We start from the raw sequence: 13,777 nt of genomic DNA, 5'->3' as shown, positions 1-13,777 counted from the left end.
GGCGGTGCCGCCTGGCACCGCCGCCCCTGGCCCGCGCAACGAGACCACCATGTTCACCAAGATCCTGATCGCCAACCGTGGCGAAATCGCCTGCCGCGTCATCGCTACCTGCCAGCGCCTGGGCATCGCCACCGTGGCGGTGTACTCCGACGCCGACCGCAACGCGCGCCACGTGCGCCTGGCCGACGAGGCCATTGCGATCGGCCCGGCGCCAGCGCGTGAGAGCTACCTGCGCGGCGATGCCATCCTGGAGGCCGCCCGCCGCACCGGCGCGCAGGCGATCCATCCCGGCTACGGCTTCCTCTCGGAGAACGCCGGCTTCGCGCAGGCCTGCGCCGAGGCGGGCATTGTGTTCATCGGCCCCTCCGCTGCGGCGATCCGCGCGATGGGCGACAAGAGCGCGGCCAAGGCGCTGATGCAGCAGGCCGGCGTGCCGCTGACCCCGGGCTACCACGGCGACGAGCAGATCCCCGAGTTCCTGCGCAAGCAGGCCGACAGCATCGGTTACCCGGTGCTGATCAAGGCCAGCGCCGGTGGCGGTGGCAAGGGCATGCGCCGCGTGGACGACAGCGCGACCTTCACCGAGGCGCTGGCCAGCTGCCAGCGTGAAGCGAAGTCCGCGTTCGGCAACGCCCACGTGCTGGTCGAAAAATATGTCGAGCGTCCGCGCCACATCGAGATCCAGGTGTTCGGCGACAGCCACGGCAACGTGGTGTACCTGTTCGAGCGCGACTGCTCGGTGCAGCGCCGCCACCAGAAGGTGCTGGAAGAAGCGCCCGCGCCCGGCATGACGCCCGAGCGCCGCGCCGCGATGGGCAAGGCCGCCGTCGATGCCGCGCGCGCGGTCAACTACGTCGGCGCGGGCACGGTGGAGTTCATCGCCGGACCGGATGGCGATTTCTACTTCATGGAAATGAACACCCGCCTGCAGGTGGAGCACCCGGTGACCGAGTGCATCACCGGCACCGACCTGGTGGAATGGCAGCTGCGCGCGGCCAGCGGTGAACCGCTGCCGCTGCAGCAGGATCAGCTGCAGATCCGCGGGCATGCACTGGAAGCCCGCCTGTACGCCGAAGACGCCGACCGCGGTTTCCTGCCGTCCACCGGCACCCTGCGCCACCTGCGACTGCCGGCCAACACCGCACACGTGCGAGTGGATGCCGGTGTCGAGCAGGGCGATGCGATCACCCCGTTCTACGACCCGATGATCGCCAAGCTGATCGTCTGGGACGTCGACCGCGACGCCGCACTGCGCCGCATGCAGCAGGCGCTGGCCGAATGCGAAGTGGTCGGCGTGACCACCAATGCCGCCTTCCTGCGCCGCTTGGTGATGACCGATTCGTTCACCCAGGCCAAGCTGGACACCGCGCTGATCGAGCGCGAGCAGGCCGCGCTGGCCCCCAACGACGGCGACAGCGATGCGGCACTCTGGGCGCTGGCCGCGATCGCCGGCGTGGCCACCAGCGAAGCCGCCAGCCGTGATGCGCGCGACCCGCACTCGCTGTGGCAGGCCCAGGATGGCTGGCGCCTCGGCGCGCCGGCCGCACGCGCCTTGACACTGGAGCACCGCGGTGCACAGCGCAGCGTGGCCGTACAGGGCGCGGGCGCGGGCGAACAGTGGACCGTGCGCATGGAGGGCAAAACGCTGCAGGGCAGCGGCCGCCTGACCGGCGATGCACTTCGCGTGCAGATCGGCGAGCAGCTGCACCGCGCTACCGTCATCCGCGACGGCAACGAGCTGTACCTGTTCGGCAGCGAAGGCGTGCAGCGCTTCACCCTGCATGATCCGGTCAGTGAAGCGGACCAGTCCGTTGCCGATGCCGGCAGCCTGGTCGCGCCGATGCCGGGCCGTATCGTGGCCACACTGGTGTCACCGGGCACGGCGGTCAAACGCGGCGCGCCGCTGCTGGTGCTGGAGGCGATGAAGATGGAGCACACGCTGCAGGCGCCGGCCGATGGCACCGTGCAGGGTTACCGGGTCAAGGTCGGGGATCAGGTGGGTGATGGGGCGGTGCTGGTGGATTTCGAGGCGGGGTGATCGCGTATGCGAAGGGCCACGTCAGGGAACCCGCTCCCATACTCGCTCAACGGGATCGAACTCTGTCGTGGCCATCTGAGCGCTGCGGTGACCGAATCCGCATACGGCCAACACGCCTTGCTCCATTCCATCCAAGTCCAGCGCGGCTTCAATATCTTTCTCGTTGATTGCGGCGGTGACAAACGCGCCTAACCCCTGTTCCGTTGCACAGGTCAACAGCAACTGTGACAGATGCCCTACGTCCAGGATCACGGCCCGGTAAGCCTTGGCGTGATTTCTGTATTTCCAGTGTGATCGCGCGAAGCGTGCCACCAGAATCACCTGAACGTGCGCATCGGAGAACCACGGTTGCCCCGCACAGATCTTTTTAGCCAAGCCAATATGGCTGGCAGATTGGTCTTCAAGACGGGTCAATGCGTGGTCAAGGGGGTGATAGTGATACAGGCCCGGCGTGATGCCATCCACGTGCTGAATGAGTAGATACGCCTCGGTGGGATGAAGCCCTCCAGCTGAGGGCGCGTTCTTTTTCAGGAAAGTGCTGTCTGCATCGAGGACATAGGTTCCCGTCGCTCCAAAGCATCGCTGCAACATGCGCACAAGCGTGTCCTTTGACAAGGAACGCTCTCGGTCAAAGTTACGGCACGTGCTGCGCGATTGCAGCAGGATGTCGGTCTCATCCAGATCGAGGTTTGGAAGGTCGATCCGGCTACCGCGGGGTGGCACCGTCGCAGGCGGTGGCGGGCCCAGCCGGTCACGGAGACCGGCTGCAGTCTGCAGCCCGGCGACGCCCAACGCCACTCCACTGTCACGTCCTTGCCACCGGGACTGCCAATGCATCATGGCAGCAGGTCCCCACCAATCCAGGCTCCGTAAGCGCTCGTCCGCCAGTGCCTCTGGAGTGGTGGACCCCTCTTGCAGAACAAGTCCGTGCTGTAGCAGTGCTTCCAGTTCCACGTCGATGCCTCCGCAGCGCTGAGCCTGCCACGCGTCCGGATCAACTGCCTCAAGCCGTTGCATCATGGCAATGGAGACTTCCACGGGGGCATTCAGGTGCGGGGCCAAGGCACGCCAGGCGGAGCGCACCTGAAGACCGCTGCCGCCATCGATCACTGCCTGCAATGAAAACTCGCGGCATTGCCAGGGCTCAAGGTAAAGATGTCGGCAGCGTCGGATACGAGGGAGGGGCACGTTCTGCTTCCGGGGAGAAGTGGGCTGTTACATTGTCGGCTGCAGTCCCCAGGAATGAAGCGTCGATCAGCATCAGGTCAATGCTAAAGAGGATGTACAGGTGGCCGATATTGCAGTTGCCGTTGAAGTGGCACTCACTCAACCCACTCTTCACCCAATGTGACCGACATGACCGCTGACAAGAAGCCGCTTTCCCCAGAAGACGCGGTTCGCCTTCTGGATCTTTTGTGCACCGATGATGATTTTCGCAGCCAGTTTGCCGTGGATCCAGCGTCCGCGATGACCAAGGTCAGCGACGAAGCCGCCGCTTCGTGTCACACGTGCGAGCCGGCAGGGAAACTGGCCAGCAAGGAAGAGTTTGCGCAGGCGCGCACCGAGCTACTCAAGTACCTGGCCTCGCACGCCTCATTTTATGTGCCGCATTGCTTTGTCGCAGGCAAGGTCGACGAACAAATGAAACGTAAACCCCGCCCCTGACGGTCGCTACTGCTGGCGCGCACTATGCGCGTCAGTAGCATTGAGTGCCATCAGGGAATAAGTACCGGCGTTCTCCGCATACACCAGCCCACGATGCCTGGAAAGCCATACGCGTTCGCGCTCGGCTGATGCCTGATCACCCTTGTCCAGGTAGGCCATGTGCAACGCCACATGTACCTGGAACAACTCTGCACCATCCACCAGTGCACTCAGTCGTTTGATGCTGGTATCGATGCGGCCCGATCTTCGATCGATTTCCGCGCTGGCAAGTTCGGCCATCTGCCGGGCTCGCGGATCACCAAGTTCACTCGCCATTCTGGTGAACACCGGCGACCAACGTTCGGCAACCGTACTCTCCCCCGCGCGCTGGGCCAGGTATACGCCCGCAGAGCCCATGTACAGCCATTCAGCCCGGTCACTACCAACGGCCGCCATTGCCTGCTGGTGCATGTTGGAAAGGGCTTGCCCAAACTCGTCGCCGCGCGGAGCGGAGCCCGAAACAGTTCTGAGCGCCAATTCCTGAAGCGAAAGTGCATTACAGACGTGCCCCTCAATGTCGCACGACTTACGCGCCCTGCGCGCATTGCCCAGCGCCTCATCCGCCTGACCTTGATCGGCGGCAATAGCTGTTCTCTGAAACCATGCCGGCAATGAGTCGTTGGGGATCGCATCCAAGACCCTGGATGCTCCGACAAAATCATCTCGAGCAGCAAGCACCGAAGCGAATTCGCGATTGGGTTGCCCTCGCCCCGCGCTCTCCACCTGCCGATACGTCTGAAGCGCCTGATCCAGCTCTTCCTGCGCCAACTGCGTTCTGGCCAACATTTGCAGGGCGACGTTGTACATTGGATTCTGTGTCACAGCAGCAAGGCGGGCCACCGCCTCGGCGTCTCCGTAACGGCCGAGGGAGAAGAGGGCATTTGCACGGTTGGCGTGTGCGGCATGGTAGTCAGGGTACAGGTCACCAAGCAGCTTCCATTTATGCGCAGCAACAGCAACGCCTGCATCGTTGAGTTCAGATGCCCAGGCGTCCAGATAAAGCGCATCGCGCGGCGCCATCTTTGCCTTCAATGCCAGTGTACGTTTCAGCAACTGTCGCGCGCGGATCGTTTCGCCACGAGCGAAATAAACGCGCATTTGGCCAATGTACGCAAAGGCGAACTCGGGATCGAATCGTGCGGACTGCTCAAAGAATGCCAGCGCGTCCGGATATCGATACTCTCCGTATGCCTTGAGACCAGCGGCGTACGCATGCAACGCATCCAGATTGCTGGTGGCTACCTCGGGCAGAGGAGCGGACGTCCGGCTGACGTCCTTCATTGCCTCGCCCAAGCGCGTGCGTAAGGACGCAACCACACTGTCAGTGGAAGCGAGCGCCGAGTCCACACCTCGCCCGTCCGCGTACTCGGAGTAGACCGTCGCCCCTGTTCGGGGATCTACGATTTCCACTGCAACCCGCAGACTTCCGTTGACCTCCATGACAGACGGCATGATGACCGCGCGCGCGCCCTCTCGAATCGCAACTTCGTTGGCCGTGCGCCTGTCCATGGGCATGTCGGGTTTGCGCTGCATCCGGTGAAGCGTGTCGCGCACCTTCAGATCGCCAAGTACGTTTACGTACCGTGATTGCTCCAAGCTGATACGAAATGCCTGTTGCAGCGAATCATCAAGCAGAGCGTTGTCGGTCATGTTGCTGACATCACCCAGTACTACCCAATCCCGCTCAGCAAATGCTATTGCGGGCTCCGGACGGAACATTGCCCAAGCGCCAATAGCCAGCATGACCAGGACGGCCGTTTCTGCGGCCAATGCCGCTGGCTGCCGCCATAAGGGAATGTCGCGCCGCGCCTTAGCGTTGCTACGAGGCATGCGAAGAGGAGCAAAGCCTACTTCGCCAACCTCAAAGACCTCCTGGCTGGTCGGTACGCCTTTGAAGCGCCACCGCCCGTGCGACTTCCACAGCAGGTTTTTACCGCGCTCACCCAGTTCAGCAGCCGCCCGGTGGGTGAGCGATTCGGCCACCGCCGACAGCAGAATCTGCCCGGGTCGCGCCAACGTCATCAATCGAGCCGCCATGGGCTTGGCCAACCCTTCCACTTCCACCGACTTCGCCCCCACCTTGACCGCTTCCGCACTGTTTTCCCATGTGAGGATCTCGCCCACATGGAGGCCGGCGCGTGCGCGAAGCATGATGGAGCGCGCCTCCCCCAAACGCTGCAGTCCGCGCTGGTAGTCCAACGCGAAGCCGAGCGCATCTATGGCCCGCTCGAACAACAGGAACAGCCCATCCGATCGATCGATCTGCTGCCCATTCCACTGCTGCTGCAACACCAACACCAGCCGGTCATGCTCCTGGAACAACTCCGCCGCCGCCGCATCGCCAATCCGCTCCACCAGGATCAACGAGTCGCACAGATCGGTGAACAACAACGCCCGCATCTGGGGGGCTTGGGTCGACGTTCCGTTGTCGCCGTTCATGCCGATCTCCCGATCAGGGTGTGGCGGTCGCCGAGCGCGACCAGTGCAATCGGTTGCCGCCCAGGCGCTTGGCCTGGTACAGCGCGTTGTCGGCGCGAGCGTACCACTCGCTCCAGTCGGTACGGGGGTCGATCAGGCACACGCCGATGCTGACCGGGCACAGGTGCGGCACGCCCTGCGCACGCCCCATCAGGCCGTGCACGGCGCTGAGGATGAACTCGGCCGCGTGCTGGAGGCTGTCCGGGTTGACGTGGCGCAGCAGCAGGCAGAACTCGTCACCCCCGAGCCGGCAGGCAATGTCCAGCTCGGTGGTGACCGAGCGCAGGATGTTGGCCACGCTCTGCAGCACGCGGTCGCCGGCCTGATGGCCGTGCACGTCATTGACCTGCTTGAAGTGGTCGCAGTCGATCAGCAGCAGGCCCTGCGGCGCGCTGTCTTCCTGCGCGCGGCATTCCTGCAGGTACAGGGCCAGGCCGCGCCGGTTGTGCAGGCCGGTCAGCTCGTCGGTGCGCACCAGCTCACGGGTGTGGGTGAGCTGGTGGGTGGTGACGTAGAGGTTGTCCAGCGCGGTTTCGAGATCGTGGTTGCGGCGGCGCAACTGGCGGATCAGCACCTGCTCGTTGCCCACCACGCGCATGATCGTGCGGCGCAGGAAATAGGCGAGCAGGCTGGGATCGCGGTCGACCAGGCGCTGGAAATCATCGTGGTCCAGTTCCAGCACGACGCTGTCTTCGACGGCGCGTGCACCGGCACTGCGCTGGTGGTCGCCGATCAGCAGACCCAGCTCGCCGAAGAATTCATTGGGGCCCAGCGACTTGACCACCAGGTCTTCGCCGAAATCCAGTTCGATGCAGCCGCTGACGATGACGTACATCGTGCTGCCGGCATGGCCGCGGTGGAACAGGTGCGTGCCTTCGTCAAGCTTGCGCTGGCGGCCGAACTCGGAAAACAATGCCGACTCGCCGCTGCTCAGGATGGCGTGCACGATCTCAGCCATCGCCTTTCGGTCGATGTCTGTTTCTCGTTCGCACATGATCGCCGCCGCACCCTTGCCGGTCATTTCCGAACACCCGCTTTCCAGCGCCCCCTGGTGAGCGATGGAGGATAGCACTCCTCAAAACTGTGCGCCCTATCCCATTTCCGACTATTACGCCCCAAAATCGTGAAACGGTGCACGTTCTGCCGCCTTCGACCCCGTGAAGACCGGGCTGCGGCACCCGAAAAGGGCGGCCAGTCCCCCGACTGACCGCCCTGCTGGCCCTCCCTGGCCCCCTGCCCGGACGGGGTCAGGCTGCCCGTTCGGCGTTGAACTGCTCTTCCTCGGTGGACCCGCTCAGGGCGGTGGTCGATGACTGGCCCTGCTGGATCGCCTGGGTCACCGCGTCGAAGTAGCCGGTGCCGACTTCGCGCTGGTGCTTGACCGCGGTGAAGCCCCGGTCGGCCGCAGCAAACTCGGCCTCCTGCAGCTCCACGAAGGCGCTCATCTGGCGGCGGGCATAGCCGTGGGCCAGGTTGAACATCGAGTAGTTCAACGCGTGGAAGCCGGCCAGGGTGATGAACTGGAACTTGTAGCCGTAGGTGGCGATCTCCTTCTGGAAGGTCGCGATGGTGGCGTCGTCCAGGTTCTTCTTCCAGTTGAAGCTGGGCGAGCAGTTGTAGGCCAGCAGCTTGCCGGGGAACTTCGCATGGATCGCCTCGGCGAACTTGCGGGCGAACTCCAGGTCCGGCTTGCCGGTCTCGCACCAGATCAGGTCGGCGTAAGGCGCATAGGCCAGGCCGCGGCTGATCGCCTGGTCCAGGCCGTTGCGGGTTTTGTAGAAGCCTTCCACGGTGCGTTCGCCGGTGGTGAACGGCTGGTCGTTGCCATCCACATCGCTGGTCAGCAGGTCGGCCGCCTCGGCATCCGTACGCGCCACCAGCAGGGTCGGCACGCCCATCACGTCGGCGGCCAGGCGCGCGGCGTTGAGCTTCTCGATCGCCTCGCGGGTCGGCACCAGCACCTTGCCACCCATGTGCCCGCACTTCTTGACCGAGGCCAGCTGGTCCTCGAAGTGCACACCGGCCGCGCCAGCCTCGATCATCGCCTTCATCAGTTCGAAGGCGTTGAGCACGCCGCCGAAACCGGCTTCGGCATCGGCCACGATCGGCTGCAGGAAGTCGATCTCATCCTTGCCTTCGGCATGGTGCAGCTGGTCGGCGCGCAGCAGGGTGTTGTTGATGCGCTTGACCACCGCCGGCACCGAGTCGGCCGGGTACAGCGACTGGTCCGGGTACATCTGGCCGGCCAGGTTGGCATCGGCGGCGACCTGCCAGCCGGACAGGTAGATCGCATTCAGGCCGGCCTTGACCTGCTGCATGGCCTGGTTGCCGGTCAGCGCACCCAGCGCGTTGACGAAGTCCTTTTCCTGCAGGTACGTCCACAGCTTCTCCGCGCCCAGCCGCGCCAGCGAGTGCTCGACGTGCACGGTGCCACGCAGGCGCACCACATCGGCGGCGGTGTAGTTGCGGGTGATCCCGGCCCAGCGCGGGTCGGTGTTCCAAGCGTGCTGGATCTGTTCGGCGGTCTGCAGGGTGCTCATGTCGAATCTCCAAAGGGAACGGATGCGGTAACAGCAGGTGGATGGATGACGGTCAGTCGAGACGGTCGTAGGCGGGCAGGGTCAGGAAGTCGGTGAGCTCCTCGCGGCGGCTGAGCGCGGCCAGCAGCGCGATGGACTCGGGGATGCGGGCGCTGCCCGGCAGCGCGGCGGTATCGCCCAGCCGCGCGGGCAGCTGGGCCAGGGTGGCGTCGAGCAGGGCCAGGTCGATGGCGGTGCCGTCGTCCAGGTGCTGGCCGGGGGTATGCAGCCACTGCCATAGCTGGCTGCGGCTGATCTCGGCGGTGGCCGCGTCCTCCATCAGGTGGTGGATCGGCACGCAACCGTTGCCGTCCAGCCAGGCGGCCAGATAGCGCACGCAGACCTCGACGTTGCCCTCGAAACCGGCGCGGGTGATGGTGCCGGTGGGCGCGGCGATCAGGTCATCGCGGCCGACCTGCACATCGTTGCGCAGCACGCGGTGCTGGTTCGGCCCGGGCATGTGTTCGTCGAAGATCGCCTGCGCGACCGGGATCAGCGCGGGGTGGGCGACCCAGGTCCCGTCATGGCCGGCAGTGACTTCGCGCAGCTTGTCCGCCCGCACCCGCGCCATCGCCTGCTCGTTGGCGGCCGCGTCATGGTTGATCGGAATCTGCGCGGCCATGCCACCCATCGCATGCGCGCCACGGCGGTGGCAGGTACGGATCAGCAGCTCCGAATACGCTTTCAGGAACGGCTGCGTCATGGTCACCTGGCCGCGCTCGGGCAGCACCTTGTCGGCGTGCCGGCGGAAGGTCTTGATGTAGGAAAAAATGTAATCCCAGCGGCCACAGTTCAGGCCGACGATGCGGTCGCGCAGCGCGTGCAGGATCTCGTCCATCTCGAACACCGCCGGCAGCGTTTCGATCAGCACGGTGACCTTGATCTGCCCATGCGGCAGGCCGAGCATGCCCTCGATGTGCGACAGCGCGGTCTCCCACAGCGCCGCCTCTTCCATGCTCTGCAGCTTGGGCAGGTAGAAGTACGGCCCACGCTGCCTGCACATCAGCGTGCGGGCATTGTGGAAGGCGAACACCGCCGCATCGAACAGGCCACCGGCGATCGGCTGGCCATCGATGCGCACGTGCTTCTCATCCAGGTGCCAGCCACGCGGGCGGACGATCAGCACGGCCTGCTCGTTGAACGGGCGCAGCGCGTACTGCTTACCCGGCTTCCCATCGACCGACGGGGCGGTGTGGGTCAGATCGCCACGCACCGCGCCGATCAGCGCCTGCTGGCCGGCCAGCAGGTTGCGCCAGGCCGGGGCGGTGGAATCCTCGAAGTCGGCCATGAACACCTTGGCACCGGAGTTCAGCGCGTTGATGACCATCTTCGGGTCGGTCGGGCCGGTGATCTCCACCCGGCGGTCCTGCAGCGCCTCCGGCAGCGGGGCGACGTGCCAGTCGCTGGCGCGGATCTCGGCGGTGTCGGCACGGAAGTCCGGCAGGCCGCCGCCATCGAAGAACGCCTGGCGCGTCACCCGTGCCTGCAGCCGGCGCTGACGCTCCGGCTCCACCGCACGGTGCAGCGACACCAGCAGCGCCAGCACCCCCGCCGGCAGCAGCGCGGACTGGCCGGCCAGCTGAGTGGTCAGGGCAATGCCGGGGGTGGCCGGTGCATCGGCGGGGGTTGGCTGGGCGGTAGCGTAAGCGACGGCGGACATGGCGGACTCCTGCGGTGCGGTTGAGGCCCACCGTGCGCCGCCGCGCCAATATTTGACAAAGCAGTTATTGCAATGCCTTACATAAGGTGTGCTTATACTCATGACGCCATGACCACACCGCGCACGCCAAGTCCCCGGTTTTCCTACAAATCCGACCGGCTCAAGCCGCTGCGGGCGTTCTGCCAGACCGTCCGCCTCGGCTCAGTCTCACGGGCAGCTGAGGCGCTGTTCGTCAGCCAGCCGGCCATCAGCCAGCAGTTGCAGGCGCTGGAGCGCGAGTTGGGCGTCAACCTGTTCGAGCGCAGCGGCCGCCGGCTGGTACCCAGCCGCGAAGGCCAGTTGCTGTACGACATGGCGCTGCCGCTGGTGGAGAACCTGGACGGGCTGGAGGCCAGCTTCCGCGACAAGGTGAAGGGGCTGGATGCCGGCGAGCTCAACATCGCGGCCAACAGCTCGACCATCCTGTACCTGCTGCCGCGCATCGTGGAGCGCTTCCGCCAGCGCCACCCGGATGTCCGCCTGACCCTGCACAACGCGATCAGCGCCGACGGCACCGATCTGCTGCGCAGTGATGCGGCCGACCTGGCGGTGGGTTCGATGACCGACGTGCCGGCCGACCTCAGCTACGCCCCGGCCTACCGCTTCGAGCAGGTGCTGATCGCCCCGCCCGAGCATCCGCTGGCGCACGGCGAACTGAGCCTGGAGGCGATCTCGCAGTACCCGCTGGTGCTGCCGCCGAAACGACAGATCACCTACCGGCTGGTGGACCAGGTGTTCCAGCGGCATCGGCTGCCCTACACCGTGGCGCTGGAGGTGGGCGGCTGGGAAGTGATCAAGCAGTACGTCGCGATGGGCATGGGCATATCGATCGTGCCGGCGCTCTGTCTCCACGATGCCGACCGCGAAAAGCTGGTGACACGCTCGATGAGTGCCTGGTTCCCGGAGCGCAGTTACGGGGTGATCGTGCGGCGCGGGCGGTTTCTGTCACCGCAGGCACGGGCGTTCATCGAGCTGATCCAGCCGGACCTGTTCAGTCCGCGCAGCTATGATGAAAGTGGTCATTCCGAGCGCTGACGCACGCCCCATGTCCATCGAACTCCGCCACCTGCGCTACTTCCTGGCCGTCGCCGAGACGCTGCACTTCGGCCGGGCCGCCGAGCGGCTGGGGATGTCGCAGCCGCCGCTCAGCCAGCAGATCCGTCAGCTGGAAACGCTGCTCGGCGCGCGATTGTTCCTGCGCGCGAACCGTCGCGTGGAACTGACCGATGCCGGGCGCGTGCTGCAGGAGCAGGCGCGTGACGTGCTGACCCGGGTGGATACCGCGATTGATCTGACCCAGCGCGCGCAACGCGGGGAAACCGGCGAACTGCGCATCGGGCTGACCCGGGCTACGCCGCTGTCCACGCAGATTCCGCGTGCGATCTTCGCCTACCGCCAGCAGTTTCCGCAGGTGCAGTTGAAGCTGCGCGAGATGAACACCCTGCAGCAGATCGATGCGCTGATGGCCGGCGAACTGGATGTCGGGTTGATCCGCAAACGTGCCCTGCCCGCACCGCTGATGTCACGCAAACTGTTCAGTGATCCACTCGCGCTGGTCGTGCACGACCAGCATCCGCTGGTGCGTGAGCTGCCGGCCGATGCGGCGGTGGCGCTGCGGCTGTTCGCGCATGAGCCGTTCGTCGGTTTCCTGCGCGAGGTCGGCGCGGGCATCCACGATCATGTCATCGCACTGTGTCGCAGCGCGGGGTTCACCCCGCGCATCGTGCAGGAAGCCGGGGAAGCCTCGACCCTGATCAGCCTGGCCGCATCGGGGCTGGGGGTGACGGTGCTGCCTGCCTCCTGCTGCCATATCCAGGTGGACGGTGCGCGCTTCGTCGCACTCAGTGATCGTGCCGCCAGTTCGGAAGTGCACGTGGCCTGCCGACGCGGCCCGGCGTCGCCATTGATCAGTCACTTCACCCGGCTGCTGCAGGGCGTCAGCGGCTGAGCGCGAGCGCGGCGGCGGCCGGTTGCACGCGCTGGCCCAGACGCCAAGCGATCACGCCCCCGGCGAGGGTCAGCACGCCGACGAAACCGCACACCCCCAGCCAGTCCCAGCGGGTATAGAACACGCCGCCAAGTACGCCGGCCACGCTGGAGCCCAGGTAGTAGGCGAACAGGTACAGCGCAGACGCTTCGGCGCGCATCGCGCCGGCACGGCTGCCGACCCAGCTGCTGGCCACCGAGTGGCCACCGAAGAAGCCGAAGGTCACCAGCGCGATGCCGGCCGCCATGCAGCCCAACCACGGCATCGCCAGCAGCACGATGCCCAGCGCGATCAGTGCATAGCAGATCGCCAGCACGCGGCTGCGGCCATGGCGGTTGGCCTGCTGCCCCATCCAGGCCGAGCTGAAGGTGCCGACCAGATACACGCTGAAGATCAGGCCGACGACGGTCTGGCTGAGGCCATACGGCGGCGCCAGCAAATGGAAGCCGAGATAGTTGTAGAGGGTGACGAACACGCCCATCAGCACGAAGGCAGTGGCGAACAACCACGGCAACCCGGGATCGCCGAACAGGCTGCGCCAGCGCGAAGGCAGTTCGCGCAGGCCGCCACGGCGGCTCTGGAAGTGGCGTGATGGCGGCAGCTGGATCCACAACAGCACGGTACTGAGCAGTGCGATCAGCGAGACCACGCCGATACCCCAGCGCCAGCCCCAATGGTCGGCCACGATGCCCGCGATGAGACGGCCGCTCATGCCGCCGATCGCGTTGCCACCGATATACAGGCCCATCGCCAGGCCCAGCGCGCGGCTGTCCATCTCCTCGGCGAGGTAGGTCATGCCGACCGCCGGGACGCCACTGAGCGCGATGCCAAGCAGCGTGCGCAGCACCAGCAGCGTGGTCCAGTCATCCACCATCGCGGTGGCGACAGACAACACGCTGGACGCCAGCAACGCCGCGACCATCACGCTGCGGCGGCCGATGCGGTCGGAGATCAATCCCGCGATCAGCATCGAGACCGCCAGCAGACCGGTGCTCAGCGACAGGGTCAGCGCACTGTTGGCCGCGGAGACGCCGAAGTGGCGACTGAATTCCGGCAGCAGCGGCTGCACCGTGTAGAGCAGCCCGAAGGTGGAGAAGCCGGCCAGGAACAGCGCGGCCGCCGTGCGCCGGAAGGCCGGGGTGCCCTGCTGGATCTGATCGCCGGCCACCGCTGCTGCGGTGGTGGCTAGGGGGCTGCGGTCGGGGACCGCTGCGGTGTCGCCATTCATGCCGGTAAGGCCCGCGTGGACGGGCCGGAGCGAGGAGTCAGCGCTCAGGATAGGCAGCGCCGGC

10 protein-coding genes are annotated in these 13,777 nt (G+C 65.7%); 4 read left to right on the top strand and 6 right to left on the bottom strand.

All coding sequences use genetic code 11. From position 1 onward, the window contains the following. Positions 1-49 precede the first annotated feature (49 nt). The gene (locus AC13F7_RS14305; RefSeq protein ID WP_483001576.1) at positions 50-2,038 is read left to right on the top strand and encodes an acetyl/propionyl/methylcrotonyl-CoA carboxylase subunit alpha; all 1,989 of its coding nucleotides are present in this window, start codon (positions 50-52) and stop codon (positions 2,036-2,038) included. 21 nt (positions 2,039-2,059) lie between these two features. Here the strand turns inward: AC13F7_RS14305 and AC13F7_RS14300 are convergent, their stop codons facing one another. Beyond that, the gene (locus tag AC13F7_RS14300) at positions 2,060-3,226 is read right to left on the bottom strand and encodes a putative peptide maturation dehydrogenase (RefSeq protein WP_483001573.1); all 1,167 of its coding nucleotides are present in this window, start codon (positions 3,224-3,226) and stop codon (positions 2,060-2,062) included. 168 nt (positions 3,227-3,394) lie between these two features. Here AC13F7_RS14300 and AC13F7_RS14295 point away from each other — a divergent pair, with 168 nt between their 5' ends. Further along, the gene (locus tag AC13F7_RS14295; RefSeq protein WP_481467865.1) at positions 3,395-3,703 is read left to right on the top strand and encodes an NHLP-related RiPP peptide; all 309 of its coding nucleotides are present in this window, start codon (positions 3,395-3,397) and stop codon (positions 3,701-3,703) included. A gap of 6 nt (positions 3,704-3,709) precedes the next feature. On the opposite strand, the gene AC13F7_RS14290 is transcribed toward AC13F7_RS14295, so the two are convergent. The 4 genes from AC13F7_RS14290 to aceB form a co-directional block, all read right to left on the bottom strand. Next, on the bottom strand, positions 3,710-6,181 hold the full coding sequence (locus tag AC13F7_RS14290; protein ID WP_483001568.1) for a putative peptide modification system cyclase: 2,472 nt from the start codon (positions 6,179-6,181) through the stop codon (positions 3,710-3,712). 13 nt (positions 6,182-6,194) lie between these two features. Continuing rightward, a complete protein-coding gene (locus tag AC13F7_RS14285; protein ID WP_346468030.1) occupies positions 6,195-7,241 on the bottom strand; it encodes a GGDEF domain-containing protein in 1,047 nt (348 codons plus the stop codon). A 226-nt stretch (positions 7,242-7,467) separates the two neighbouring features. Next, positions 7,468-8,760: an isocitrate lyase gene (gene aceA / locus AC13F7_RS14280; protein ID WP_483001565.1), complete on the bottom strand. Its 1,293-nt coding sequence runs from the start codon at positions 8,758-8,760 to the stop codon at positions 7,468-7,470. A 52-nt stretch (positions 8,761-8,812) separates the two neighbouring features. Further along, positions 8,813-10,459 carry a malate synthase A gene (gene aceB, locus AC13F7_RS14275; protein WP_483001561.1) on the bottom strand — a complete coding sequence of 549 codons (1,647 nt, stop codon included), beginning with the start codon at positions 10,457-10,459 and terminating at the stop codon, positions 8,813-8,815. A 108-nt stretch (positions 10,460-10,567) separates the two neighbouring features. Between aceB and AC13F7_RS14270 the strand changes: the two genes are divergently transcribed. Beyond that, on the top strand, positions 10,568-11,533 hold the full coding sequence (locus tag AC13F7_RS14270) for a LysR family transcriptional regulator (RefSeq protein ID WP_179460522.1): 966 nt from the start codon (positions 10,568-10,570) through the stop codon (positions 11,531-11,533). A gap of 10 nt (positions 11,534-11,543) precedes the next feature. Then, positions 11,544-12,446 carry a LysR substrate-binding domain-containing protein gene (locus AC13F7_RS14265; RefSeq protein WP_483001557.1) on the top strand — a complete coding sequence of 301 codons (903 nt, stop codon included), beginning with the start codon at positions 11,544-11,546 and terminating at the stop codon, positions 12,444-12,446. Here the strand turns inward: AC13F7_RS14265 and AC13F7_RS14260 are convergent. Then, positions 12,436-13,713 carry an MFS transporter gene (locus AC13F7_RS14260; RefSeq protein WP_483001553.1) on the bottom strand — a complete coding sequence of 426 codons (1,278 nt, stop codon included), beginning with the start codon at positions 13,711-13,713 and terminating at the stop codon, positions 12,436-12,438. The two genes, AC13F7_RS14265 and AC13F7_RS14260, sit on opposite strands and share 11 nt — an antisense overlap. Positions 13,714-13,777 lie beyond the last annotated feature (64 nt).

The organism is Stenotrophomonas sp. K-6, assembly GCF_056861555.1.
This window is presented reverse-complemented; position numbering and strand designations above follow the sequence as displayed.

Coding starts and splice junctions, on each gene's coding strand:
- AC13F7_RS14305 (WP_483001576.1), top strand. CDS start 50: ATGTTCACCAAGATCCTGATCGCCAACCGTGGCGAAATCGCCTGCCGC.
- AC13F7_RS14295 (WP_481467865.1), top strand. CDS start 3,395: ATGACCGCTGACAAGAAGCCGCTTTCCCCAGAAGACGCGGTTCGCCTT.
- AC13F7_RS14290 (WP_483001568.1), bottom strand. CDS start 6,181: ATGAACGGCGACAACGGAACGTCGACCCAAGCCCCCCAGATGCGGGCG.
- AC13F7_RS14285 (WP_346468030.1), bottom strand. CDS start 7,241: ATGACCGGCAAGGGTGCGGCGGCGATCATGTGCGAACGAGAAACAGAC.
- aceA (WP_483001565.1), bottom strand. CDS start 8,760: ATGAGCACCCTGCAGACCGCCGAACAGATCCAGCACGCTTGGAACACC.
- aceB (WP_483001561.1), bottom strand. CDS start 10,459: ATGTCCGCCGTCGCTTACGCTACCGCCCAGCCAACCCCCGCCGATGCA.
- AC13F7_RS14270 (WP_179460522.1), top strand. CDS start 10,568: ATGACCACACCGCGCACGCCAAGTCCCCGGTTTTCCTACAAATCCGAC.
- AC13F7_RS14265 (WP_483001557.1), top strand. CDS start 11,544: ATGTCCATCGAACTCCGCCACCTGCGCTACTTCCTGGCCGTCGCCGAG.
- AC13F7_RS14260 (WP_483001553.1), bottom strand. CDS start 13,713: ATGAATGGCGACACCGCAGCGGTCCCCGACCGCAGCCCCCTAGCCACC.